Origin of the sequence: Mesobacillus subterraneus (assembly GCF_003937825.1) — a bacterium.
In the GTDB taxonomy this organism is placed as follows: domain Bacteria; phylum Bacillota; class Bacilli; order Bacillales; family Cytobacillaceae; genus Mesobacillus; species Mesobacillus subterraneus.
Genome location: NZ_RSFW01000028.1, coordinates 15950 through 39801, shown reverse-complemented (window position 1 = coordinate 39801; position 23852 = coordinate 15950). Strand labels below are relative to the sequence as shown.

General features: G+C 45.8%; 24 protein-coding genes and 1 riboswitch. Of the genes, 7 read left to right on the top strand and 17 right to left on the bottom strand.

The features are described 5' to 3' along the window. On the top strand, nucleotides 1–809 hold an 809-nt coding region (locus EJA10_RS23565), incomplete at its 5' end, for a hypothetical protein (RefSeq protein WP_170169207.1). Between the two features lie 46 nt (nucleotides 810–855). Here the strand turns inward: EJA10_RS23565 and EJA10_RS20690 are convergent. Beyond that, on the bottom strand, nucleotides 856–1176 hold the full coding sequence (locus tag EJA10_RS20690; protein ID WP_125481935.1) for a YciI family protein: 321 nt from the start codon (nucleotides 1174–1176) through the stop codon (nucleotides 856–858). Between the two features lie 134 nt (nucleotides 1177–1310). Here EJA10_RS20690 and EJA10_RS20685 point away from each other — a divergent pair, with 134 nt between their 5' ends. Next, nucleotides 1311–1676 carry a DUF948 domain-containing protein gene (locus EJA10_RS20685; RefSeq protein ID WP_125481934.1) on the top strand — a complete coding sequence of 122 codons (366 nt, stop codon included), beginning with the start codon at nucleotides 1311–1313 and terminating at the stop codon, nucleotides 1674–1676. 216 nt (nucleotides 1677–1892) lie between these two features. Continuing rightward, nucleotides 1893–4271, top strand: a complete 2379-nt coding sequence (locus tag EJA10_RS20680; RefSeq protein WP_125481933.1) for a M14 family zinc carboxypeptidase — start codon at nucleotides 1893–1895, stop codon at nucleotides 4269–4271. Between the two features lie 32 nt (nucleotides 4272–4303). Here the strand turns inward: EJA10_RS20680 and EJA10_RS20675 are convergent, their stop codons facing one another. From EJA10_RS20675 to EJA10_RS20645, 7 genes are all read right to left on the bottom strand, one after another. Next, nucleotides 4304–4729, bottom strand: coding sequence for a hypothetical protein (locus EJA10_RS20675; protein ID WP_125481932.1), 426 nt, complete (start codon nucleotides 4727–4729; stop codon nucleotides 4304–4306). A gap of 92 nt (nucleotides 4730–4821) precedes the next feature. Then, nucleotides 4822–6012 carry a M14 family metallopeptidase gene (locus tag EJA10_RS20670; protein WP_125481931.1) on the bottom strand — a complete coding sequence of 397 codons (1191 nt, stop codon included), beginning with the start codon at nucleotides 6010–6012 and terminating at the stop codon, nucleotides 4822–4824. Between the two features lie 93 nt (nucleotides 6013–6105). Then, complete coding sequence (locus EJA10_RS20665) at nucleotides 6106–6675, bottom strand: TetR/AcrR family transcriptional regulator (protein ID WP_125481930.1); 570 nt, start codon at nucleotides 6673–6675, stop codon at nucleotides 6106–6108. A gap of 13 nt (nucleotides 6676–6688) precedes the next feature. Then, entirely contained in the window at nucleotides 6689–7387 is a 699-nt protein-coding gene (locus EJA10_RS20660) for an MBL fold metallo-hydrolase (protein WP_125481929.1), read from the bottom strand. A 753-nt stretch (nucleotides 7388–8140) separates the two neighbouring features. Then, nucleotides 8141–8863 carry an amino acid ABC transporter ATP-binding protein gene (locus tag EJA10_RS20655; RefSeq protein WP_125481928.1) on the bottom strand — a complete coding sequence of 241 codons (723 nt, stop codon included), beginning with the start codon at nucleotides 8861–8863 and terminating at the stop codon, nucleotides 8141–8143. Further along, on the bottom strand, nucleotides 8860–9516 hold the full coding sequence (locus EJA10_RS20650) for an amino acid ABC transporter permease (protein WP_125481927.1): 657 nt from the start codon (nucleotides 9514–9516) through the stop codon (nucleotides 8860–8862). The genes EJA10_RS20655 and EJA10_RS20650 overlap by 4 nt, the downstream gene beginning before the upstream one ends. Nucleotides 9517–9679: 163 nt before the next feature. Then, on the bottom strand, nucleotides 9680–10471 hold the full coding sequence (locus EJA10_RS20645; RefSeq protein ID WP_125481941.1) for a basic amino acid ABC transporter substrate-binding protein: 792 nt from the start codon (nucleotides 10469–10471) through the stop codon (nucleotides 9680–9682). Between the two features lie 198 nt (nucleotides 10472–10669). On the opposite strand from EJA10_RS20645, the gene EJA10_RS20640 reads away from it, so the two are divergent. The 3 genes from EJA10_RS20640 (at nucleotide 10670) to EJA10_RS20630 (ending at nucleotide 13293) form a co-directional block, all read left to right on the top strand. Beyond that, nucleotides 10670–11044 (top strand): VOC family protein, encoded by a 375-nt coding sequence (locus tag EJA10_RS20640; RefSeq protein ID WP_125481940.1) that lies wholly within the window; start codon nucleotides 10670–10672, stop codon nucleotides 11042–11044. Nucleotides 11045–11143: 99 nt separating this feature from the next. Next, nucleotides 11144–12358, top strand: a complete 1215-nt coding sequence (locus EJA10_RS20635; RefSeq protein WP_125481926.1) for an MFS transporter — start codon at nucleotides 11144–11146, stop codon at nucleotides 12356–12358. Nucleotides 12359–12498: 140 nt separating this feature from the next. Continuing rightward, nucleotides 12499–13293, top strand: a complete 795-nt coding sequence (locus EJA10_RS20630; RefSeq protein ID WP_125481925.1) for a formate/nitrite transporter family protein — start codon at nucleotides 12499–12501, stop codon at nucleotides 13291–13293. A 71-nt stretch (nucleotides 13294–13364) separates the two neighbouring features. Here the strand turns inward: EJA10_RS20630 and EJA10_RS20625 are convergent, their stop codons facing one another. The 5 genes from EJA10_RS20625 to EJA10_RS20605 all read right to left on the bottom strand — a co-directional run bounded on the left by EJA10_RS20625 (nucleotide 13365) and on the right by EJA10_RS20605 (nucleotide 20914). Further along, nucleotides 13365–13910 carry a hypothetical protein gene (locus EJA10_RS20625; RefSeq protein ID WP_125481924.1) on the bottom strand — a complete coding sequence of 182 codons (546 nt, stop codon included), beginning with the start codon at nucleotides 13908–13910 and terminating at the stop codon, nucleotides 13365–13367. Between the two features lie 61 nt (nucleotides 13911–13971). Then, complete coding sequence (locus EJA10_RS20620; RefSeq protein ID WP_125481923.1) at nucleotides 13972–14976, bottom strand: ABC transporter permease; 1005 nt, start codon at nucleotides 14974–14976, stop codon at nucleotides 13972–13974. Between the two features lies 1 nt (nucleotide 14977). Next, on the bottom strand, nucleotides 14978–16483 hold the full coding sequence (locus EJA10_RS20615; protein WP_246017906.1) for a sugar ABC transporter ATP-binding protein: 1506 nt from the start codon (nucleotides 16481–16483) through the stop codon (nucleotides 14978–14980). 231 nt (nucleotides 16484–16714) lie between these two features. Beyond that, on the bottom strand, nucleotides 16715–17818 hold the full coding sequence (locus EJA10_RS20610; RefSeq protein ID WP_125481922.1) for a sugar ABC transporter substrate-binding protein: 1104 nt from the start codon (nucleotides 17816–17818) through the stop codon (nucleotides 16715–16717). A gap of 102 nt (nucleotides 17819–17920) precedes the next feature. After that, a riboswitch (SAM riboswitch) is annotated at nucleotides 17921–18027 on the bottom strand. A 139-nt stretch (nucleotides 18028–18166) separates the two neighbouring features. Next, entirely contained in the window at nucleotides 18167–20914 is a 2748-nt protein-coding gene (locus EJA10_RS20605) for a dynamin family protein (protein WP_125481921.1), read from the bottom strand. Nucleotides 20915–21284: 370 nt separating this feature from the next. Between EJA10_RS20605 and EJA10_RS20600 the strand changes: the two genes are divergently transcribed. Then, nucleotides 21285–21794 (top strand): hypothetical protein, encoded by a 510-nt coding sequence (locus EJA10_RS20600; RefSeq protein WP_125481920.1) that lies wholly within the window; start codon nucleotides 21285–21287, stop codon nucleotides 21792–21794. Between the two features lie 35 nt (nucleotides 21795–21829). Here the strand turns inward: EJA10_RS20600 and EJA10_RS20595 are convergent, their stop codons facing one another. The 4 genes from EJA10_RS20595 to EJA10_RS20580 all read right to left on the bottom strand — a co-directional run bounded on the left by EJA10_RS20595 (nucleotide 21830) and on the right by EJA10_RS20580 (nucleotide 23608). Continuing rightward, on the bottom strand, nucleotides 21830–22045 hold the full coding sequence (locus tag EJA10_RS20595; RefSeq protein ID WP_125481919.1) for a hypothetical protein: 216 nt from the start codon (nucleotides 22043–22045) through the stop codon (nucleotides 21830–21832). Between the two features lie 86 nt (nucleotides 22046–22131). Continuing rightward, nucleotides 22132–22329 carry a hypothetical protein gene (locus tag EJA10_RS20590; RefSeq protein ID WP_125481918.1) on the bottom strand — a complete coding sequence of 66 codons (198 nt, stop codon included), beginning with the start codon at nucleotides 22327–22329 and terminating at the stop codon, nucleotides 22132–22134. After that, a complete protein-coding gene (locus tag EJA10_RS20585) occupies nucleotides 22322–22849 on the bottom strand; it encodes a QcrA and Rieske domain-containing protein (protein WP_125481917.1) in 528 nt (175 codons plus the stop codon). The genes EJA10_RS20590 and EJA10_RS20585 overlap by 8 nt, the downstream gene beginning before the upstream one ends. Before the next feature lie 18 nt (nucleotides 22850–22867). Beyond that, a complete protein-coding gene (locus EJA10_RS20580) occupies nucleotides 22868–23608 on the bottom strand; it encodes an Mrp/NBP35 family ATP-binding protein (RefSeq protein ID WP_125481916.1) in 741 nt (246 codons plus the stop codon). Nucleotides 23609–23852: the final 244 nt, after the last annotated feature.

Sequence of the window (23852 nt, the reverse complement as noted above, 5' to 3'; positions counted from 1 at the left end):
AAGACGCTACTGAAGAAGACGCTACTGAAGAAGATGCTACTGAAGAAGATGCTACTGAAGAAGATGCTACTGAAGAAGATGCTACTGAAGAAGTAAAAGCAGCTAAAAAAGATGCGATTGCCGCTAAAAAAGAAGCTTTCAAAGCAGCTAAAGAATTGAAAAAGGCTGCTAAACAAGAAGAAGCTACTGAAGAGGTAACTCTAGCTGCAGTAAAGGCTGCTAAAAAAGATGCGATTGCCGCTATGAAGGCAGCATTTGAGGCAGTTAAGGCAGAAACAGAAGTGACTGAGGACGTTGTTGTTGAAGAAACTACTGACGAAGTGACGGAAGAAGTTGTGGTTGAAGAAACTACTGAAGACGTTGCTGTAGAGGAAACGGCTGAAGAAGCAACTGAAGAAGATGCTACTGAAGAAGAAACAGTTAATCCTTCTGCTGCTAACAAAGCTGAAGCTAAAGCTAGTGTCCATGCAAGTGACATTGCGAAAGAAGTTGCTGCTTTGATCTCTGCTGTACTTGCTTCTGTTGAAAAATCTGAAGAAGTAACAGTTGAAGAAATGACTGAAGACGTTGTTACTGAAGAAACTGCTGAAGAAGTGACTGAAGAAGAAACAGTTAATCCTTCTGCTGCTAACAAAGCTGAAGCTAAAGCGAGTGTTCATGCAAGTGACATCGCGAAAGAAGTTGCTGCTTTGATTTCTGCTGTACTTGCTTCTGTTGAAAAATCTGAAGAAGTTGTTGATGAAACAACTGCTGAAGAGACTGAAGAAGTTGCTGCTGAAGAAGTAAAGGTTGATACTGAAAACAAGTAATCAACAAGCAAAGAAAGGACTTCCATTTTACGTGGAAGTCCTTTTCTTAATGTATCAAATTCCCCGTTGTTTGCGGACTGTCCAGCAGCCAGTTGTTTTCTTCATTGGCAACAATCAGTTCATTGATTTCATATGAATGATAGTACTTCTCTTTGATGAATGGATCTTGCTCCACGAGCTTGATTGCTTCATCGATATCCCCGCAATGAAGGATGAGCATGGCTTGTTCATTATTTTTAAAAGGGCCGCCAACCATCAGTTTTCCTTCCCTGTTCAAATCCCTAAGATGTCCGATATGTCTTTCTAAAAGCTCCAGACTAAGTTCGCCCTTTCGTTTCTCTTTCAGGATTACGACAAATTTAATCATTTCCAGTTCTCCGATCCATTAGGTATCAATGCCATTATAACATTTCCAATATATCCCTGCATGTATTCTCTGTTAAAAACGCTTCGAAATGGGTAAATACTCTTTAAGGATCTATATGGAAGGAGGCTGATTTCATGATCATTGTCTATATTAGCATCGCTGTCATCGTGGCTTCCCTTGCCTATCTCGGTTTTGTTGCATTCAAAGCGTATAAAGATGCCAAACCAACGATTGATAGCCTTCAGGAAACGGCAACCCGTGTCCAGGCCAAAACCGATGCCATCAAAGAAGAAACGGATTTGCTTAAGTTTAAACAGCAAAAATTGATGACTGATTTTGATAAGAAGAAAAAAGCAGTTAACACGGTTGTTTTTTCGGTAAAACAAACGCCGGTTGAATTCAAGAATGCGCTGGTAGCTAAACCTGTAGCCGCTCTTGAACGTCGTTATAAAGCAAGACAGTGGAACCGCAATCGCAAACGTGCGGTACAGCCGCAATAAAACAGGGCCTTCAGCCCTGTTTTTCATTTTGTCCTTCTACAGTGACTATCTACCTATTTTCCCCACCCAATTTATTTCCCAATACCAACAAATCAAAGATATGATACGGTTTCCAGTCTCAGGATTGAATTTTAGGAATATTGTACGATTGCCGAAATAATATTTAGAAACTATTATGTATAAATATACAAAATAGTTTTATGGAGGAATACATAAATGAAACATAAGAAAATTATCTCAGGAGTAATGGTTGCCAGTTTGCTGGCAGCCTCCCCATGGACTCCCGCTCTTGCTGAGTCTTTGAAGTGGAATTACGTTAATGCGTACGAGGAAAAGGACGGCAGCTTATTCAACAGTGAAAACTATGACTTTATGAAATTCTCCCAAATCGGAGGTAAGCTGGCCGAGATCGAGAAACAATCGAATCGAATTAAAGTTGAGGTTAAGGGACAGTCATCCACTGGACAGCCGCTCTATGTAGTGACGATTGCCTCCCCCGACTCACAAGGCAAGTTTGGAAAAATCCAGTCTTTAAGAAAGCAAATGTTCAAGAATCCTGGCAAGGCCCAGGACTGGATTGAAAATAACCCGGATTTCAAGGTGCCGATCATGATCAATGGATCAATTCACGGCACTGAGTTTATCGGCACGGATGCAGTCATGCAGCTGATCGAGCGTTTTGCCCTTGAAAATGATGAAACCACTACCAAGATCCTTGAGAACAATATCTTGATTTTCAATGTTGTCCAAAATCCTGACGGCCGCATCGATGCTACTCGTTTCAACGGTGAGGGAATCGACCTGAACCGTGATTTCATCACTCAATCACAGCCTGAAACACAGGAAACGGTAGCGCTGATCAAGGAATGGAATCCGATGGTCTTCCTTGATACCCACGGCTATGTTAAAAACTATGCGCCGAACAAGCAAGGACTATTAGAGCCATGTACGGTTCCGCACAATCCGAATTACGAATATGACCTTTATGAAAAATGGGCGATGAACCAGGCAGAAGCCATGGAAGCAGAAATCATGTCCAACAAGGGAAGCTATACAGGCAGCCTGTATCAAAATATGGTAGGCAGCTATATTCCTCAGCGTGATGATGCGGAAGGCTGGGATGATTATCCGCCAATTTTCACTCCGATGTACGCTATGTACCATGGAGCTTACGGCCACACGCTTGAAGCACCAACCAATGACCTTGACGGCGTCCGCTGGATGTATGACGCAATCATGGGCGCACTTCAGTACTCAACTGAAAACAAGCAGGAAATGATCAAGGACCAGATCGAGATGTTCAAGCGCGGCATCAACTTTGACCACCCGTTCCATGATGAAGGATTCTTCCCTACTGCATATGTGCTTCCAGTAAACTCCGAGGATCCAACCGTTACACACAAGGCGGTAGCCCATCTTCAGAAGAACGATATCGAAGTCGTTCAGGCATCTAAAGCATTTACTGCAGATGGCAAGACCTATCCTAAAGGAACGTATATCGTGAAGATGGACCAGGCAAAAGCTGGCCTTGCCAACACGATGCTATGGGATGGCGAGGATATCACGGAAGATGTCGATGCGATGTACGATATTTCTGCATGGAGCCTGCCTGAGCTATGGGGCTTCGAGGCAATCCCTGTCCAGGATGAATTCAGCGTGACAGCAGCGAAGGTAAATCAGGTCCAGGAGCAAGGATCTGTCAGCGGCAAAGGACCATACCTGATTCCAAACAGTTCCGTGAAAGCTGTTGAACTAGTAAATGCTCTCCTTCAACAGGGCATTACAGTTAAGCGCGATGCTGACGGCAATTTTTACACCGAAGCGCCAGCCAATGCAATTTCCGCTGCTGTAAAAGACTCGGGATTGCACATTGAATCAGCAAAGGTACCAGCGGATGCAGCGGAAGTATCAGACTTGAAGGTCGCAATCCTGAAGGACGGCGGCATGAACAAAGCCCAATCCCATGCAGGCACAAAGCTTGCACTAAAACGCCTCGGCTTCAATGTGACCGAAATATCACCAGTTGAAGTCGCAGAGCAAGGCCTTGCCGGGTTCGATGTCTTCGTTTACAGCGGAACAGAGGGCTTGATTGCAAAAACACAGCGCAGCGCCGGAAATAAAGAGTTCGGCTTCCAGAACCCTGCACAGTTTGACAGCTTCAAAGCAAATGTAGAGGCATTTTTAAATGAAGGCGGCAAATACATCGCTGTTGGTGCCGGTGCATCACTGGCAACCAAAACATTGGGATTAACAGATAATACAGTTGTCCTTGGGAACTACAACAGCAACGGCATTGCAAAGGTTGACTACACAGGAGAAGGTGTCACGGCTGGCTACAGCGCAAATGACCTCGGCTTCGTGTACCGCCCAGTGTGGTATGAAAACACGGAAAACGACCATATTGCCGCAACCTTCGATGACAATGCAGACTTCTTCGTGGCCGGTCATTGGAAAGGCAACAGTGCTGCTCAAGGAAAGGCAGTTATCGTCAAGGAGCAGGAGCAGGATGTCACACTCATTGGTCTCGAGGCTGGTTTCCGCGACCATACAGACTATCTGTTCCGACTTCTGTCAAACAGCATTTTTGAAAAATAATCAGAAAAAGGCATCGGAGCTCCGATGCCTTTTTATTTATGAGAATAGTATCTTTCTAATAGCTTATAGTCCTTCGTCTTCTGGACTTCTATGCCATGGGTGATAGCAAACTGTTCAAGTTCGAGGACAAATTCTTCTTTATTGAACTGTGTCATGCTGATATTGAAGCTTCCCTTCACTTTAATGACCGCATTTTTAGTCGACCAGCCGATTCTTCCGAACTTGATTTTTTTGATATTATCTTTATTCAGGACAATCCGATAGATTGTGTACTTAAAAATGGTCATTCTATACTCAAGGTGCTCAGGATGGATTGTCAAATAAGAGCGTAATAGCGAGATAAGGAGAATGATAAAAACGGTGGTAAAATAAATAATCTTATCAGTAAATGATAAAGCAGGGAGCATTAAAATCAATATGATATATATTGTTTTAGGCTTTTCAACGGAATAAGTCATTTATCTGCTCTCCTTTCACTTATGGTTTATTTTACCAAATAAAACCAAACAAAGAAATAGAAAAAGACCACCTTTTCAGGTGATCAATTATTTTACAAGTAAAGGCCCGCAAGAAAGATACCAAGTGCTTCCTCGTAGATTTCATCGAATTGAGAAAGCGGCAGCGGATTGATCCCAAACCCCAGCTCGACTGTGAAACCTGGGCGACGCCAATCCTGAATGAACCAGTCTTTATAGCCGGCATAGCTTTCGATCGTTTTTACCGGCTCGTAGCCGCTTACCCGGGCAAATTCATTGACCATGGATTCCGATTCGGGCGGCTCGAGGTTTTCAAAGCCCCAATAAATGACCTCTCCCTGTGTATGGAAAGCGAGTACCCAGGAAAAATCACGCCGTCGCGTCATTTCTGCCATCCCTATGGCTTCCGGCTCTGACAATGGCTGTTCCCCTGGATAATCCCTTGGGCCCGGCTGGGTTGGATTCCGTTCTTTTTCCAGTTCCCACTGTGCAGGGAATTGGTCATTCAAGTCGACTCCGCGAATATTGGCTTTCCACCCGGAGAAATCCCGGCTCCCCCTGTTCAGTTCCACTACCCGTTCATTCCATGGCTCGGCTTCCGGCGGGCCATTCAGCACAAGGTCGACTCCATCGGGATTGACCATCGGCACAATGGACAAGGTCGTTTGGCCATAGTAATTCAGCATGGACAGTCCCCGTATCGATGACTTATTCGTCAAAGCCAACAGGTAATCATTCAGGAATGTCATGATGACTGGGGTCGTGATCCATTCGTTCGCATGGAAAGAACCATTGTAATGGACTCGCTTATTGCCATTTCCAATCAGAGTCTCGGGAATCCTTTTACCTAAAACCGAATTGCCGATTGAGGGCACTCTCATGAACGGATAGATATTTTCCAGGCGTCTCAAGTCGCTCATCAAGGCATCATAATCGTAATTCTTTTTCCCTTCGACAATTCTCCAGGTCACTCTTAAGGGTACCTTGATCATCTGGCCGACATACAATCCATTTGGATTAATGTTCTTGTTCGCCAGCAGCAGAGCGTCCACCTGGATATTGCGGCTGCGGGCAATCTGCCATAATGTATCCCCAGCGCGGATGCGGTAGTCAACAGCCGCGAATCCCGGGATTTTAACTGTCTGTCCCGCTTCCAGTGCATTCGGATTCAAATCAGAGTTGGAATCTATGATCAACTGGAGAGGGATATTGAAAATGTTGCTGAAATACCAAAAGGAATCTCCTCTTCTCACATATATATCCATAGCGCTCCTCCTGTTCGTTCAAAAGTTGCATCTATATATATGTATGTGAGTACATTTGAAAACTGGCAGGAATATTTCAAAAGAAGAAAAACTCTATTTTTGCAAACCACGGATAAAGCTTTTTACAGCCAGTACATAGCTTTCATCCAGATTCAGCGGCATCCCGAATCCTCCCTTTTTTTCAAGAGATGCAAACCCATGCATGAGACTCCTTAATCCGCGGACAGCGTGGATTGCTTCATCCTGTTGCAGACCGAATGGCAGAATTGCCGCCAGGACAAGGTTGACGATTTTCTCTCCATAATGATGGACAGTCCCATCAGCAGGATCCGGAGCCGACAGAGCAAACTCGTAAAGGCCAGGATTGTTCCTCGCAAAGGATAAATACGCGTGGCTCAAGCCCAGCACCGCTTCATCACCGGGAGACTTCCCTTTCGCTGCTCCAGCCAAATTGTTGTACAGTTTTTCAAGCGAATGAATGGCAAGCTCCCGCTTGATTCCTGGCAGGCCTTCAAAATGGTTATATAAAGACGGTGGCTTGATGTTGAGTTTTTTTGCCAGCAAAGCCAGTGTCACATTCTCGCTCCCCTGCTCATTTGCAAGCTCGGTCGCTGCTTGTATGATTTGATTTTTATCCAGCGCTATTTTGGGTCTCGGTGACATTTTGATTGCTCCTTTATTTTGCTTCAGCTTTTTTGATCGCTTTTTCAACATGAGGTCCAGGGTTGCGGAGTAATTCTCCATGTCCGACGGCAAGCAGGCTTGGTTTTAGCTCGCTGATCCTTTTGGCGCTTTGCAGGGCATAATTCTTGTTCCATGTCGCCATGGCCGGAAAAGGAAACCAAGGGACAGTAACACCTGCTACCGCCGTTCCGCCCCTTGTCTGGAATGCATCACCCGCAATCAATGCATTTGTTCTCTCATCAAGAAATGACATCGATCCTGGCGTATGGCCCGGGGTTTGAATCGCGAGCAATGAACCGATTCTGTCTCCTTCTTTTATCAGCACATCGGGCTTCGTTTTGATGTTCTTCGGTACCCCGCCGCGAATCGGTGTCTGAGCTTCGGAAGCGTCAAGAGAGGTGTCACCTTCCAACAGGCGAGAATCACAGGCCGAGATATATACAGGAACATTCAGCTTCGCCTTCAGTTCATCGAGTGCGCCAACATGATCACCGTGCGCATGGGTCAGCATGATTCTTTTGATATCCTTCCCGATCTGCTCTGCTGCCCGCAGGATTGGTGTGGCGCTGTTCGGAAGCGCCGCATCAATTAATGTCAGCCCATCCTCCTCCTCGATCAAATAACAATTCACCGGAAAAACCCTTGGCATGAACGTCAGCTGATATAAAAACCCCTCTTTAATCACTCTCATTTTACAGCCTCCAGATTAAACTAATATCGTTAGTTTTATTTTAACTAATGATATTAGTTTAATCAATCACTAAATGGATAATTTTGAAAAATAGGCTTGGCTGGTTATGCTCGGTTGTTGATGCGCTTGAAGTCCGCCAGCGGGAACTATACATTGCTGGCTTGGATTAAAAATGCACATGCGTGAATCCTCGTAAAAATGGACAAAAATCTACGATATCTGGCCATAAATGACCTCGATGCATATTCGAAACAGACAACCATCACTATGGGAGAGGCGAAATAGAGGTTCACTAGACCCCTTAGCTGCAGAAAAGAGATGGAAATCCCGGATATTCCCCGTTGAGGCGAATTTATTCCCCGTTGGCGAGTTTTTATTCCCCGTTGGAGGAAGTTTATTCCCTGTTGACAGCATTTTATTCCCCGTTGGACAACATGCAACCATTTTATATTCATAGCTGGCCCGTTTTATTGTTTGTGGAATTTTTTATACACGGTTGCCAGCAATATTTCTATGCTTGCACATGATAATTATACGGATGTACAGCTTTTTTCTACGGTTGGACGAGATAATTATACGGTTGCACAAGTTTTATCTACGGTTGCCATCAATTTTAACGGTTGCACAAGTTTTATCTACGGTTGCCATCAATATTTTAACGGTTGCATAAGTTTTATTCACGGTTGGACAACTTTTATTCACGGTGGATCCAAAAAAGGAAGCCCGGCTCAATGCGGGCTTCCTTTTACCATCCTAGAGCACCTTGCTCAGGAACGCTTTTGTCCGCTCGTGCTGAGGATTCTCAAAAATTTCGCGAGGCTTATTTTCTTCAATGATCAGTCCGCCGTCCATGAAGATGACGCGGTCGCCGACTTCCCTTGCGAAGCCCATTTCATGGGTGACGACGACCATCGTCATCCCTTCGCGGGCAAGCTGTTTGATGACCTCGAGCACCTCACCGACCATTTCGGGATCGAGGGCGGAGGTTGGCTCGTCAAACAGCATGATCTTCGGTTCCATCGCGAGGGCCCTGGCAATCGCAACTCTTTGCTTTTGTCCTCCCGATAGTGAGTCCGGATAGGCTTCTGCCTTGTCTTCAAGCCCGACCTTTTTAAGCAGCTCCATTCCTTTCGAGCGGGCCTGCTGTTCCGGGATGCCGCGAACCTTCAGCGGTGCCAGCGTGATATTTTCCATCACCGTCTTATGTGGGAACAGATTAAAATGCTGGAATACCATCCCGACTTCTTCGCGCACTTTGTTGATGTTCGAACTTTTATCTGTGATGTCCACTTCTTCAATCAGCACATGTCCGTCTGTTATGGTTTCGAGCAGGTTGATGCAGCGGAGGAAGGTTGATTTCCCTGATCCGGATGGACCGATTACTACAACGACCTCCTGAGGCTGTACGACTACATTTATGCCATTCAACACCTTGTGGCTGCCAAAAGTTTTTTGCAAATTCTCGACCTTGATCATTCTGTTTTCAGCCTTCTTTCAAGGATATTTAGCAGGAAGCTAAGCGATATCGTCAGGATCAGATAAATGATGGCAGCTGTGAGGTACGGCTCCCATACCCGGTAATACTTCCCCGCCATAACGCGGCCCCAGTACATGATTTCCGGGGTCGCCACGATCGCTGCAAGTGACGATTCTTTAATCAGTACTATGAATTCATTTCCAAGCGGCGGGATCATCCGCTTGAAGGCCTGAGGTAAAATAACATACCTCATGGCCTGGACGTGGGTCATCCCCAGTGAGCGGGCTGCCTCCATCTGTCCGCGGTCAATCGACTGGATACCCGCCCGGAATATTTCAGCAATATAGGCGGCAGCATTCAGCGACAGGGCAATGATCGTTGCGACGATTCCGTTCGTTTGGCCAATGAGCATTGGGACGACGCCGAAATGGATCAATAAAATTTGCACAAACAGCGGGGTTCCCCGGAAAAAAGTAATATACCAGACAAATGGCCAAGCCAGCAGTCTCCGGCGCTGCATCTTTCCCAGGCCAATGAACAAACCAAGTACGGTTCCAATCAGGATCCCCGCCAGCGAAAGCCCGATTGTCAACAGTGTCCCTTTTATTAGATAAGGAGAGTATTCAATTATCATATCAAAACGAAAATCCATAACTTGCCCTCCGTAGCTCCCAGGCTCTGGGACCAGTTTTCGACTAATACTAACCGCTATCTCATTCAGCAATAAACTTCCTGAGGAGCAACAAATTTTATAAAAAAATGCGTAACGCTATTTAAGTGTTACGCATCTTCGCTGATTCATAGATTCCGAGAAGTTACTCTGATGCTTCCTGCTCTGCCTTAAGCAATTCCATATTTGGCTCCTGGCCGAACCATTCCTGATAGATTTTCTCATAGGTTCCATTCTCGACGATTTTCTTGATCGCTTTATCGAAGTCCGCCTTTATTTCGCTTCCTTTAGGGAACAGGATTCCATAAAATTCGGCCTCGAAGCTTTCGCTGTCCTCAATGACCTTCAATTTTTCGTTAGGATTGTTTTTAGCATATACTTCGACAACACCGTTATCTGCAACGACTGCATCTGCACCGCCCGAGAGCATTTCCATGATGGCCAGGTTGTTGTTATCAAATTTCTTGATATTCTTGTTGTTTTGGCCAAGAAGCTTATCCATTGCTTCCTGCCCGGTTGTACCGTTCTGAACAGCCACTACCTTGCCTTCGAGGTCTGCTGCACTTTTAATATCGCTGTCTTCACGGACAAGGATTTTATTGGTGGATAGGAAATATGGCAGTGAAAAATCATATGTTTGCTTGCGTTCGTCATTGATCGAGATGGATGATACCGCCAGATCCGCTCGCTTGCTCTTGATTTCAACGAAAATAGGGTCCCAGCCGACATTCTCAAATTTCAGTTCATATCCTGCTTCTTTCGCGGCAGCTGTAAGGAAATCCACATCGAAGCCAACAATCTTGTCGCCTTCCATGTATTCAAATGGTGCATACGCTGCATCTGTAACCACCCTTAACTCCTTCTTCTCGGCCCCGGATCCTCCTTCATTCGAGCTCGAACCGCATGCCGAAACAACAAGTGCCATGATTACCATCATTACGATGGCAAAAAATTTCCTTTTCAATGTAAATGCCCCCTCTTTTAAAAACCTGCAAAACTTTACTAATTTATATGTGTTAAGGAAGGCTTGTATTACTTTTAAGCATGATAAGAAAAACTTATATTTATAGTTTCAAACCTTATAATTTCCTAATGTTTCCTTTTAGTTTAAGATTTTATTAGGGGAGGGATTATGATGGTTTTTACATTCAAAGCGATTGACCATGTACAGCTAGCAGCACCCACAGGTTCAGAAGATGCGGCAAGGAGATTTTTTGGGGACATTCTGGGGTTTGAGGAAATCGAGAAACCAGCAGAGTTGAAAAAACGAGGAGGAGCTTGGTTCCGATATGGAAACTGCCAGATTCATATTGGCATCGAGGAGCCATTTGTTCCTGCTCGCAAAGCGCATCCGGCATTCGAAATTGCAAATATCGAAGGATTAAAACAGCATTTAACTGCATCTGGAGTTCAGTTTGTGGAAGACGATAAACTGCCCGGGGCAAACCGGATCTATTTAGAGGATCCGTTCGGGAACAGAATAGAATTGCTGGAATGGGTAAACTCCTAAAACATTTCTTACTTGCTCGATTGGTTTTCAATCGGGCAAAAATTTGGTATAATATTTAGAAAAGCGAAATATTCGTTCTAAGAAAGAAGTGTTGATCGAATGACCCAGCAGCAAAAGGCAAAGCGCAACTTGATGATCATGTGGTTCGCGAATTTTTTCATCGCCGGCAGCATGACAATGGTCATGCCTTTTCTGTCACTCTACATCGAAACGTTTGGTGATTTTTCAGAAAGGTATGTCCAGAACTGGTCCGGCTTGACGTTCAGTATCACCTTTGTGACGGCATTCCTTTTCTCTCCTGTCATCGGGAGGATGGGCGACCGGTTCGGCCGTAAGAGAATCCTGATTTTCATGGGATTCGGAATGGGTCTGGCTGTCTTCCTGCTTGGATTTGCTTCATCGGTATGGGAACTATTTTTACTAAGAATGTTCATGGGGCTGTTCTCTGGCTTTATCCCCGTATCCCAGGCACTGATTTCTACACAGACTCCGAAGGAAGAAGCCGGCAAAGTGCTCGGGACGCTACAGACCGGAAGCATTACCGGCTCCCTGCTCGGCCCGATGATCGGCGGGCTGCTTGCCGACTCCTCCGGCTATGCCGCAACCTTCCAATCGACTGCCGCTTTCATCATCCTTTCAGGCCTTTTGGTGTTCATGGTCAACGAATACAGGATTGATATTAAAAAAGGCACCAAAACGAATTACAGCCGCCGCGAAGTCCTTCAGCATATTTTTCAAAATCCCATCATGGTAAACGTCCTGTTCATGTCGATGCTCGTCCAGATTGCACATTTCAGCATCCAGCCTATCCTGTCACTATATGTTGGTGAGTTGCACGGCCCTGTGAATCTGGCATTCTACTCAGGCATTGCCTTCTCGGCAGCTGGCCTTGGGAATTTGCTGATGTCGAGGAAGTGGGGACAAATTGCCGACAGAATCGGCTATATCAAGGTTCTCGTCATCCTGCTCGTCCTGTCAGCCATTATTTACTTGCCGGGCGGATTTGTCGATAATATCTGGCAGCTTGTGCTGATCCGATTCCTCCTTGGAATCACCATTGGCGGGATCATTCCAGTCAGGATCGCCTACATCAGGCAAGAGGCACCTGTCGCGATGCAGGGCGAGGTGCTCGGCTATAACACGAGCCTCCGTTTTTTCGGAAACATCATTGGCCCGGTGCTCGGCGGGTTCCTTGCAGGTTACTACGGGTTCACATCGGTCTTCGTGCTGACAAGCGCCCTGCTGCTTGTAAGCGGCATCGTCCTTTTCGCCTCGATGCAGCGGAATCCTCAATATGTCAAAGATACATTCTGAAGACTGGATCAATCGCTGATCCAGTCTTTTTCTATAGGTTCATGGTTTTTAAATCCCAACGGAGGGAACCATTTACATAGGAAAGAAAGATTGAGGAAGAATAGACTGCATAATACATACGGAAAACCGGGTGATTTTAATTGGAAGTACAAGCATTGGAAGAGGTCGAGAAGCTGGCCTTGAAAAAGCATAAAATCTTTACGCAGAGCAAGGTTCGGTATTTGGCAAGGGCTGCCCTTGCTTCCATGTTCATTGGCTTTGGTGTCATCGTGGCTTTCAGGACGGGGAATTTCTTTTATATCGAGCACTCGCCCTTTGCCTATCCGATGGCGGCGATTACCTTTGGCGCGGCCATCATCCTGATCGCCTATGGCGGAGGTGATCTGTTCACCGGAAATACTTTTTACTACACATTTGCCGCGCTGCGGAAAAAGATGAAGTGGCCACAAGTTGTCCGGATGTGGGTCTACAGCTATATCGGCAACATTATCGGCGCCGCCGCCTTTGCCTTCCTGATATACACTACCGGACTGTTTGATGACCATTCTGTGAATGGATTCCTGCTTAGCGTCGCTGAAAAAAAGACCATCGCCCCAACATATGAGCTGTTTTTCAGGGGAATCCTCTGTAACTGGCTTGTCTGCCTGGCGTTTTTCCTGCCGATGTCGATGAAGGGAGACGGCCCAAAAATGTTCGCGATGGTGCTGTTTGTCTTCTGCTTCTTCATTTCCGGCTATGAGCACAGCATCGCCAATATGTGTACCTTTGCAATCAGCATGGTCCTCAATCAGCCTGAATCCGTCACATTCGCCGGGGTTATCCATAACCTCATCCCAGTGACGATCGGCAACCTGATCGGCGGCGGAATCATGATGGGCTGGATGTACTATTATGCGAATAAGCCGTTTTTCGAGGATGAAAAAAGCCGAATTTAGAGTTGATCTAAATTCGGCTTTCTATTTGTGCGTCTCTATTGAGTGCGTCTTCAGGAGTATTTACGCTGCGTTTACTTCCAGACAGCTTTATATTTTTTCTGGTATTTTACGTCAGATTCCAGCTCAATCAATTCCATTGCGGTCTGTTTGATTTGTTCATCTTTCAATTCATCATATAGATTTTTCAGGCCGACGATCATATCGTGGCGTCTTAATGTGTAGTTCTTCTCTTCGCCGCCATTCCGGAAGCGCTCGGTAAAATGCTGGATGCCAAGCTGTCTCTGTTCATCTCCCCCGAGTCCGACTTTCCAAATGGACTGCAAGGCGTGGCGCGCTGTGACGAATTTTTCATCCTTCGTCACTTCCCATAGCTCCGGAAAATCAATCAGTATCCTGTTTTCAGGGTCACTTTTTGCCAGCCCGGAAAGGAATTGTGCAGCCCTCGACCTGCGATGAGGGTCCTTGTCTGACAGCCAATCTTTCAGCTGATCCCACACTTCATATGCCCAATCCACCTGCTCATCAGTAGCGGCCATAATGCCCTTAAATGCCTCGTATTGAGCTTCTTTGTCATCAGCTTCCAATTTTCCAAAGTAAGATTGGGTCGCACTGTCCATTCCGATCACCTGCTATCTCAATTGTACTTTCATGATAACAGACATCCTGCTCATGTGAAACTTAGTGGTTTTGCTTGTAATACGTAATGCCAAGTGCGAATGCGAAAACGGTACCTTTTACAATATCCATTGCATAATACGGTACTGACATCATGACAAGTCCGTTTTGCAGGATGCCAATCAGCACTGCTCCGACAAAGGTACCGAAAGCGTTTGGCTTTCCTGCTCCAAGGACGGAAAAACCGATGAAGGCTGCTGCTACCGAATCCATCAAATAGGGTGAGCCTGCACTGATTTCCGCGGTCATAACCCGCGATGCCAGGACAATCCCGCCGATTGCCGCAAAAAGAGCGGAAAGCAGGTATGCAGCGGTTTTATAGCGGTTGACCGGGATGCCTGACAGCCTGGCTGCCTCTTTGTTGCCGCCAATCACATACATATAACGTCCGTGTTTTGTGTAGGTCAGGAAGATGTGGACGATGATGACAGCCACGGCCATGATCAGGATGATCCACGGCACCTGGCCAATTTTAGCAAAAAACGGGCTGATGCTTCCTGTGGAAAAACTGCCATCAGGCATGATCATGTTTTCAGAGACGGTTGCGCCTTTTGTATAGGTGAGCGCCGTTCCCTGGATGATGAACATCATCGCCAGCGTCATCAGCATATCAGGAATCCTCAACTTGACGATCATGAACGAATTGAGAGCCCCGACGATCAAGGATGCGGCGATTGCCGATAGAATTGCGATCAGTGTATTCTGTGAAAACCAGACAAACATCGAAATCACAACCGCGTTTGATAGCGAGGCCACAGAACCTACCGACAAATCGAAGCCATCGACCGTCAGGGAGATCGTGATGCCGATCGCGATGATGGTGACGATGGAAATAGACCTTAAAATATTGATGACATTATCGCCATTGATAAAAGAAGGATTGGCCGCTGCAAATACTGCGACGAGGACGAAGATTGTCAAGATCGTCCCATACTTATAAAGGAACTGGAACAGTTCGAATGTTTTTTTTGGCGGCGTTTCTTGCTGCAATGGGAGTTTGGCGTCCATCCTATCTTCCTCCTGTTGAATAAAATAATAGTTCTTCTTCTGTTGTTGCGAGGGTTTCGAGCTCTTTGACGGGTCCTCCATCATAGAGAACGTAAACCCTGTTCGTAATGCCGATGATTTCGGACAGCTCGGAGGATGCGTAGATGACGCCTTTCCCCTGTTTGGCCAATTGGGCAATCAGCTCAAAAATATCCCTTTTCGCTCCGACATCGACTCCTTTTGTCGGTTCATCGAAAATATAGACATCGGCGTCCGCAATCAGCCATCTGCCAATCGCCACCTTCTGCTGGTTCCCGCCTGAAAGGTTTCCGACCTTTGCAGTTTCTGATGAAGTCTTGATGCCCAGAGCCTTTATGTATTTCAAGGCTGTCGTTTTTTCAGCCCGAGAGTCAATAAAGCTCCAGAACTTCGTAAACTTTTTGAGGTTGACAGCAGTCAAGTTGGATGCGACCGATTCGGAAACGAGCACCCCTTCTTTTCGTCTTTCCTCCGGTACGAGGGCCAAGCCGCTTTTTACAGCAGCATGCGGGCTTGTTAGCTTGAGGCTCCTTCCGCTTAGTTTTACGGTTCCGCTGGTTGACGGTGAAGCACCGAACAATACTTTGCACAGCTCCGTCTTGCCTGCCCCAACGAGCCCAGCGATGCCGACAATCTCTCCTGCTTTTACATGGAGGGTAGCATTCCTTACCTTGTCTCCATCAGACAACTCTTCCGCTTCCAGCAGCGTTTCGCCCGCAGTGCTGACTCGCTCCGGAAATTGGTCTTCCAGTTTCCGGCCGAGCATGTATTCAATTACCTGATGCGAATCAACCTCCGGAATGGTCTTTTTTACAACGAGCTCGCCATTGCGCATGACGGTAAGCTCATCGCAAAGCTCGAAGATTTCCGGCATCCGGTGCGAGATGAAAATGATGCCAACCCCTTTATGTTTCAGGTCTCTGGCAATCCGGAACAGCTGCGACGTTTCTGTCTGGCTGAGCGGTGCGGTCGGTTCATCCAAAATCAAGAACGAGCAGTCGCTTGAAATGGCCCGGGCGATCAGCACCAGCTGTTTTTCAGCAAGCGTCAGTTGGCCTGCGAGTTTTTTCACAGGAATGGTGAGGTTCATCCCGGCAAGGATTTCTTCTGCCTGCCTGAATAGGTGCTTCCAATTGATCCAGTGCCGGTTTTCCATTGATTGCACCGTTTGGTTCAGCATGATGTTTTCGGCCACTGTCAGCGATGGGATGATGGCTGTGTCCACTTCCTGGTAAACCGTCTGGATGCCAAGGCGCTGCGCATCAGCAGGCGTCTTGATTTCCACTCTTTCTCCATCCAGCGAGATGTCGCCTGTGTAATGGTTATATGCGCCGGAGAGCACCTTCATCAGCGTCGATTTTCCCGCCCCATTCGCGCCGATCAGCGCATGGATCCTGCCGGTTTCCGCGGTGAAGTCAACTCCGTTCAGAGCCTTTACACCAGGAAACTCAATCGTGATGCCGTTCATTTCCAATTTCTTAGCTGTCATCCCGGTTCCCCCTCCCCAAAGCAGACACTCTCTTGATGGGAGAGTGTCTGCATGTGCTGTTTTTATAATTGGAAAAAATCGCGTGGAATTTCCAGTTCGCTATAAAAATGAAAAAATCGCTATAAAAAAGTTTTTTTCGCTATTAAATTAATTTTTTCGCTATAAAAACGAGATTTTCGCTATTAAATTTAATTTTTCGCTATAAAACTTTTCATAAGTCATAACTTTAGATTATTTCTTATAGTGATCCTTCAATTTCTTCATCCAATCTTCCTCAAAGGCGTCCGATTTGCCCCATCCGTCGATGATTTCGGCAAGATTGACCATGTTGACTGGATTTTTTGACGCCTGAAGCTGTTCCTGGGAAATCAGTGAAGCTTCTAAGTCATAAGTTGCAGGTGTTTCTTCGTCAGCCAGCTTTTTCGCCAGCAATCTCATGTTCACTTCACCAATCAGCTTTGGATCGACGGCTGCTGTGTACTTCCACGGGCTGCCTTCTCCCTGGATTTCCTGCAGGTCAGCGTTAGATACGTCGATTCCGTAAATTTTGATTTCATCACGGCCGGCTTCCTTGATCGCACGGGCAGCGCCGATGGCAAATGCATCCCATGTAGCAAAAATTGCATCGATTTCTCCCTTTGGATGCTTATTCAGCATCGCTGCCACAGCGTTTTGTGTCTGCATACTTGTATCCGCAGCCGCAACTCCGAATCTCTCAACCTCTTTGATTCCTGGATTTGCCTTCAGTGTTTCCTGGTAAACTTTATTTCTTCTGACCATTGGCGGGAAGCCGTCTACCCATAGGTAAACGATGTTCGCCTCGCCGTTGTGATCCTTCACTAGCTGATCGAGCGCCTGAGTTGCGAGTGCTTCGTCATCCTGTGAAGTGAGCGTGACACCTTCTACCTGAGCCAAATCCGGATTTGAATCGAAAGTGACGACGCTCTTGCCTTTATCAACAAGCTTTTTCACGTCTTCCACTGTTGCTGCGTCATCGCCATGTGAAATAATGAATCCATCGTAATCCTGCTGAAGTCCCTGATTGATCGCGTCATGGAACTTCGCTGTATCCCCATTTGCCGTGAACACATCTACTTTAAAGCCAAGCGCTTCCCCTTCAGCTTTCGCCCCAGCTAAAAATTGCGCAGTATGATCGTCTCCGCCAATCTTGCGGATAACCTTGATTTTGACTTCTTCCCCTTTAGCGAATCGCTCCGGAACTCCTTGTACCGGACCGCTCGCCGTCTTCGTGTCTCCACCGCCGCCGCAGCCGGTCAGCAAAAGTGCCGCTGCAATCGCCGATACAAATACATTCCGCACATTTCTCTTTTTCATCTTTCTTCCCCCTTTATCTTGATCTGCGCTTACTAACAAAATAAAAAAACCTCTCCAGAAAAGAGAGGTTTCGAACGCAGAAGAATAATAGGTCGGATCCCTCTCTTATCTTCCAAAACCTAATAGTTTTGCAGGATTTAGCACCAATTCCACGATGGAACGGTTGCTGGGCGTCATAGGGCCAGTCCCTCTGCCACTCTTGATAAGAGAATTTCTTTATTAAGTTAAAGATGCAAATCGTTAAATCTTACTTTAATCTCCTGTTGTCATATTGTCAATATTATTATGAAAATTTAATTTTTATACGTAAAAAGGAAGATTCCATAAACGGAATCTTCCTTCTCCTATCTATTCTCCTCTGCCTGCTGCGGTCATCCATTCGTACTGGCGGAGTTTTACTTCGTACAGTGTCAGTGGGTCGCGGTACAGTTCAGGGTTGATCCTCATTTTTTCCAGTTCATTCTTTCCGTATTCTATTTCGGAGCGGGCATGGTCAACTGCTCCTTCCAATTCGATGAATGGTTGTTTGAAGAACAGATTCACATCACGGTCGATTGACTTTTCGAAAATCTCGAATTGCTGCAGGAATTTTTTCGCGATCGAGACACCGATTTCATAATAGTCCTCTGTCTCTAGATACGTTTTGTACCGGTTATAGAGCATCGCGTTATTCTGCGGCAGCACCCCCAGCAGCTTGCCGGCGCTTTTCAGGAAGAACTGCTGCGGTGTCGAACGGTTCATGATGTTGACCTTTTCATAATGAACTCCACTGGTCATCCGATTGGCGTCCCTGCGCCAGTCATCGAGCACACGGAAATCGCATTCGAGACTGATGCGTTCTTCTCCATACATAGAATTAAATCCTTCCGCCATTTCATTCAGATAGTTCTGGCTCTGGTCGAACTCATTCTTTGAAAAATCAATCCAGCCTTCTAAGGAATCATGGAATTTCGGCAGAACGGAAGTGTCCAGGTATTCCTGGATTCGCTTGTTCATTTCCTCATCCATTTGCTCATGGATCCTGCCAAAGTCGCTTTCCTCTGTCACGAGTTCTGAGCAGTTGCGCAGCAATCCAGGGATCTTCTCAATGATTTCAGCACGAGTGTCGTCCTTGATCTTACGGAATGACTTCTGGATGGAGCGCGATTTTTCCTCTTCAATATCTCCCAGCTGATTGATCGCACCATTCAGTTTGCCAACCATTTCTTCATTCCAGCTGATGGATTCCATATGGTTGTTCTCGATTTCAATCCGTTTATCAAGCAGATAGGTAATTGCCCTTCTGACAAAGAACTGCAGCTTTGAAGTACGCTCCTGCTCAAGGTCGACTGCTCTTTTGTTTGATTTGATAAAATCCGAGAAATCCTTTAGCTGCTGTGCTTGATCGTAATTGGATGAAAAAGCGAACATTTTCGCATCAGGATAATACTGAGAGATTTCCGACCATGTTTGATCGAATATCTCAATGGCCTCCTGCTGGCTGTAGATGACGTCCATTTTATTCAAAAGGAAATGAATCGGCAGGTTCGGGAAGTACTCTGAGATATTGGACAGGATTTCCCGTTCTTTTTCCGTAAATGGATCATTTGCATTCAGGACAAACAGCAAACTATCGGCAAAGCGCAGGTAATTGTAAAGCGGATGTTTGTCGTAGTTATTGCGGTTCACTCCTGGCGTATCGATCAAAGCAAGGCCATGGTCACCGATGAACGGGAACTGGGCCTTGAAATCGATGATCGTTTCGTGCTTATGAGTTTTACGGCTAACGCCTGCTGCTTCCTTAAAATCTTCCAAATCCGTAATCTGTCTTACATCGGTATCCGTGATTTCATGGATTTCCGGATTTTCCTGATTTTTAAAACGGATGACGGCTGCGGTTGGAACGGTGATCAATTCTTCACCGACAATCGAGTTAACAAAAGAAGACTTGCCATTTCCTGAAACGCCTGCGATCAACAAGTTATGAACATTGGATTCATTCAGTCCCTGGACCATCCATTTGATCCGGTTTCCAACTTCGATTTCATGTTCCTCCGCCCATTTAATGATCATCTGGAACAACTGCATGCTATCTTCATAGCCATCATGATATTCACGGGAATTGAGGATCAGCGTTTCAGCATCTTTAATCGCTGAAGCGGTGATCGAACCCGGAAACACCTCGTTCCATGCAATGATGGATGACGCGGATACAAGACTGTTTGCAGGACTCGTGATTTTCAGCCAATTGGTTAAAAGATCAGGGATCAATGGAGAAATCTCCTTGATCAATCGGTCACCATTGATCAGCTCAAAATAAGCATCCTGGTAAACACCGGACAGTTGGGTCCAGCCATCCCGCCTGTTGCCATCCATGCCGCTGAAAAGCTGGTTGAAATCTTTTAACCATGCCATATAGTTGGTACGGCCTTTGTAGCTTAACCACAGTGATACCGCCAGCTGTTCAAAACGGCTGCGATCCACCTGGTACAGTACAGACAGTGCTTCGTTGAAATATTCCGGTCCAAAAACAGTAGTATGTCCATGGTCCACGTATTGATTCAGTACGTCGAACCATTTAGGAGAACCGGTTCGGACTCCTTCGCTGACGGCCAGCTCGACTGCATTTTCCCAGTCATTGTGCTCCTCGAAGAACGCACGGGCAATTTCCGTCACACCAGGATAATCCGGATCCAGTGCAACAAATTTCTTGATAACCGCAACAGCTTTATCAAGCTTGCCCTGTTCTATGTAAAGCGACAACAGCTGCAGGCCGCTTTCAATTTTCAGGACATCACTCTCTGTTTCAATCGAAAGGTACAGCTCCTCTGCGGAATTCAGCAGTCCAAGCTCAAGAAACGCATCCCCCATGTTCTTTTTCGCCCATGGCTCCAATTCATTCGTGATGTTTTCCCATTTAAAAATCGCCGCTTCGTAATCTTTATTATGAAAATAAACCTCACCCTGAGCAAAACGGATGTAAGACAAATCCGGCATATCCTTCTTTTGCTCTTCAAGGTAAAGCTCCCCGAGTGCACGAACAGGATGTGTCCTGTTCCCTGACTCCATATATGTTTCAAAATACGATTTTTTGATTAATTGCTCTTCAAATGTCATGACTTTCCTCCGACCTTTCAATATGGATAATCCATAAAAAGAGCCTTTGTACTCCTTCAGGCTTTGCTCTTCTTAACATTTCCTTTTTCCCATATGGTGCCTGCCCTCAAACCTTATCATTGTATTCTATCAAACTATTTTTCATTCAAGATTTCAGCAAGCTTTCAGTTGTGCTACATCCTATGCAAAATTTGTAACTTTTTTAATAAATGAACCATATCTTTACCAATACTTGTCGATTTTTGGCACTCGCTATATCTTTCGAACTATTAATTGCTTTTATGGGGAGGAAATGAAGTTTGTCACACCGCGGATAGGGCAAAATCATTATAATAAAAGGTAATACGACGACCGAAAAAAGGAGATTCTTATGCTTATTTTAAAACTGATGGGCACACCCCTCGAACAGATTGAATCTGAACATATAAAAAACAAGACTGTCATGATGAACTATAAAGCACTTGCGACCCTCAAGGGAACAGGAAGTGAAGTTGAATTCCATATCGATCCGCATTTAGATCTTGAAGAGTTTCAATTTTTGCGGGATATGATCATGGAGCTTAGTTACGGAAACGAAGCAGCGATTGATGAAAGAGGATGCCAGTTAGGCTATCTTGAGAATGGCGAGAAGGCTTTTCTGATTAAAAACTGGGAAGAGTGGAAGGCATTCCTGATAAAAGCGAAACTTAGGACACTTGAAGGACAAAATGTGCAGGCATTGAATCCGGTAGGGGAAGAACTGGGTTCAGGCCTGCTTGCCGAATATAAGATCAAGGAGCATCCCTTCAGCATCACGAGCTGCACATTGATTACCCTTTTTGGTGAGAGAACGTTTGAGGCAGACAATATAAAAATTGTGCCGACCAATCAGTTTGGCTGATATCATGCAAAAAAAGCAGCATTCCGCTGCTTTTTTTATTTGTCTTTCTTCAATTCGTCAATCAACTGCTTCGTGCGCTTGGCGTTCCCTTCAGCGAAGTTTTCAAGCCGTTCTTTCAGCTCCGCATCCTCGTGGACTCGTTCAGCAGTAATCAAATAGGTCCGCATCAGGTCTTCTTCAATTTCTATAGAACTCCTTAGCACCTCTGCAATTTCTTTATTGCTGTCCTGATGAAAAGATTGGGAATCCATCTGTTCAACCTCCCCTTTTGGCTCTGTTCGTATTCTTTCAGGCTTCACCCATACGAAAACAGCCTTTTCTTATCATCGCCGACAGCTTATTTTTTATACTCTGCCTTCTTCCAGATGAAGAATGCCACCGTTGCCAGAAGCGTCGAAATCAACGCTACCGTCACCGCACCATACACACGTCCATCTTCATGGCCGTAATATCCCTCGATTGCGTTGGAAAGGGCAAAGACATTGACCGCAAGAAACAGGAAGATCGAGAAGAACGCTGCTCTTTTTTTATCCATGCCTTATTTCCCTCCCTACTGCATACACTTTGCCGTCCTTGATTTCCAGCAGGATTTTCGGCAGCTCACGCTGTGGCGGTCCTGCCATCGGCTGGCCGCTGTCTACGTTGAAATAACCTTTATGGCAAGGGCAAAGCAGAACGTTTTCCTTATGCTCGTAAAATACCGGACACTGGAGGTGGGTACACTTATTGTTGTAAGCGACAAACTTATCGTCCGGAGTCCTGACAAGGATGGCTGGCTCGTTTTTCGTCGGGTAATTGAAGTTCCTGGATTCGCCGATTGCCAGGTCATCAATATCGGTGACTTCGACTCTTTTCACTTCTCCATTTTCATCGCGAAGGAAGGTAAAAATTCCAAAAGGTGTAGTCGCAAGTCCAATCGCGACCGTCGCACCGAACGAAGCTTTCAAGAATGCCCTTCGATTCAAATGGACATCGTCTTTCCTGTTCAGATTGTCGATCAGCTTGATCATATCTTTATCATCTTCATGATGGGTCTGTTTTTTATCATCACTCATGGCCAAATCCTCCTGTTCTTAGAGCTGAAACTTGGCATCGATTTTTTCTGCCAGGTTTAGATATTCCTTGAAAAGCGGGCTGTTCTCTGCAGCAATCGCCGGTGTTTCGCTGGTCTCATCCGCTTCCTGGATTGGCAGCTGCCCAAGCAATTCCGTACCAAGCTGCTCCGCCAGATTCTCGCCGCCGCCTTTTCCAAAGATGAAATACTTCTGCTCGCTGTCTTCTGGCTTGAAGTAGGACATGTTTTCGACCACACCGATGACTTCATGCTTGCTTTTGATGGCCATCGCCCCTGCACGTTCGGCAACGAATGATGCCGCTTTATGAGGAGTTGTCACGACGATTTCCTTACTTTGCGGAATCATCAAGTGCATATCGAGAGCCACATCCCCGGTACCAGGCGGCATATCAAGAATGAAATAATCCATTTCACCCCACAGGACATCCTCGGTAAAATGCTGGATCATCTTGCCCAGCATCGGCCCGCGCCAGACGATTGGCTCATTGTCCTTCACAAGGAAGCCCATTGACATCACCTTGATGCCGTTCGCTTCGACCGGAATGATTTTCCCATTGAATGTTTTAGGCTTTGAATCTATGTTAAGGATTTTCGGTACACTGAATCCATATATATCTAGGTCGATTACGGCAACCGATTTGCCAAGCTTTTGAAGAGCCAGCGCAAGGTTCACGGATAGAGACGATTTACCAACTCCGCCTTTCCCGCTTGTCACCGCAAGTACATTTCCTTTTAGCATTATAAGCACCTCTTTTTCGGGATGGGTTATTATTCCCTACCTTATCTATTAATAGTTGAAACCAAACTGGAAAAAACCGTCGATAATTTTCAGTTCGCCAATAAATTTATTTTTTCGCCAATAAGTTGGTCATTTTCGCCAATAAAAACTTTTTTTCGCCAATAAACCTGTGAACATCGCCAATAAAATCTGATTATCGTCAATATCGTGAATAGCGAAGCCAAAAACAGAGCCGGCCCTAATG

What these genes read in the sequence shown, in the direction of transcription:
- EJA10_RS20690 (WP_125481935.1), bottom strand. Translation starts at nt 1,176, where the DNA reads ATGATTAAATTTGTCGTAATCCTGAAAGAGAAACGAAAGGGCGAACTT.
- EJA10_RS20685 (WP_125481934.1), top strand. Translation starts at nt 1,311, where the DNA reads ATGATCATTGTCTATATTAGCATCGCTGTCATCGTGGCTTCCCTTGCC.
- EJA10_RS20680 (WP_125481933.1), top strand. Translation starts at nt 1,893, where the DNA reads ATGAAACATAAGAAAATTATCTCAGGAGTAATGGTTGCCAGTTTGCTG.
- EJA10_RS20675 (WP_125481932.1), bottom strand. Translation starts at nt 4,729, where the DNA reads ATGACTTATTCCGTTGAAAAGCCTAAAACAATATATATCATATTGATT.
- EJA10_RS20670 (WP_125481931.1), bottom strand. Translation starts at nt 6,012, where the DNA reads ATGGATATATATGTGAGAAGAGGAGATTCCTTTTGGTATTTCAGCAAC.
- EJA10_RS20665 (WP_125481930.1), bottom strand. Translation starts at nt 6,675, where the DNA reads ATGTCACCGAGACCCAAAATAGCGCTGGATAAAAATCAAATCATACAA.
- EJA10_RS20660 (WP_125481929.1), bottom strand. Translation starts at nt 7,387, where the DNA reads ATGAGAGTGATTAAAGAGGGGTTTTTATATCAGCTGACGTTCATGCCA.
- EJA10_RS20655 (WP_125481928.1), bottom strand. Translation starts at nt 8,863, where the DNA reads ATGATCAAGGTCGAGAATTTGCAAAAAACTTTTGGCAGCCACAAGGTG.
- EJA10_RS20650 (WP_125481927.1), bottom strand. Translation starts at nt 9,516, where the DNA reads ATGGATTTTCGTTTTGATATGATAATTGAATACTCTCCTTATCTAATA.
- EJA10_RS20645 (WP_125481941.1), bottom strand. Translation starts at nt 10,471, where the DNA reads ATGATGGTAATCATGGCACTTGTTGTTTCGGCATGCGGTTCGAGCTCG.
- EJA10_RS20640 (WP_125481940.1), top strand. Translation starts at nt 10,670, where the DNA reads ATGGTTTTTACATTCAAAGCGATTGACCATGTACAGCTAGCAGCACCC.
- EJA10_RS20635 (WP_125481926.1), top strand. Translation starts at nt 11,144, where the DNA reads ATGACCCAGCAGCAAAAGGCAAAGCGCAACTTGATGATCATGTGGTTC.
- EJA10_RS20625 (WP_125481924.1), bottom strand. Translation starts at nt 13,910, where the DNA reads ATGGACAGTGCGACCCAATCTTACTTTGGAAAATTGGAAGCTGATGAC.
- EJA10_RS20620 (WP_125481923.1), bottom strand. Translation starts at nt 14,976, where the DNA reads ATGGACGCCAAACTCCCATTGCAGCAAGAAACGCCGCCAAAAAAAACA.
- EJA10_RS20615 (WP_246017906.1), bottom strand. Translation starts at nt 16,483, where the DNA reads ATGACAGCTAAGAAATTGGAAATGAACGGCATCACGATTGAGTTTCCT.
- EJA10_RS20610 (WP_125481922.1), bottom strand. Translation starts at nt 17,818, where the DNA reads ATGAAAAAGAGAAATGTGCGGAATGTATTTGTATCGGCGATTGCAGCG.
- EJA10_RS20605 (WP_125481921.1), bottom strand. Translation starts at nt 20,914, where the DNA reads ATGACATTTGAAGAGCAATTAATCAAAAAATCGTATTTTGAAACATAT.
- EJA10_RS20600 (WP_125481920.1), top strand. Translation starts at nt 21,285, where the DNA reads ATGCTTATTTTAAAACTGATGGGCACACCCCTCGAACAGATTGAATCT.
- EJA10_RS20595 (WP_125481919.1), bottom strand. Translation starts at nt 22,045, where the DNA reads ATGGATTCCCAATCTTTTCATCAGGACAGCAATAAAGAAATTGCAGAG.
- EJA10_RS20590 (WP_125481918.1), bottom strand. Translation starts at nt 22,329, where the DNA reads ATGGATAAAAAAAGAGCAGCGTTCTTCTCGATCTTCCTGTTTCTTGCG.
- EJA10_RS20585 (WP_125481917.1), bottom strand. Translation starts at nt 22,849, where the DNA reads ATGAGTGATGATAAAAAACAGACCCATCATGAAGATGATAAAGATATG.
- EJA10_RS20580 (WP_125481916.1), bottom strand. Translation starts at nt 23,608, where the DNA reads ATGCTAAAAGGAAATGTACTTGCGGTGACAAGCGGGAAAGGCGGAGTT.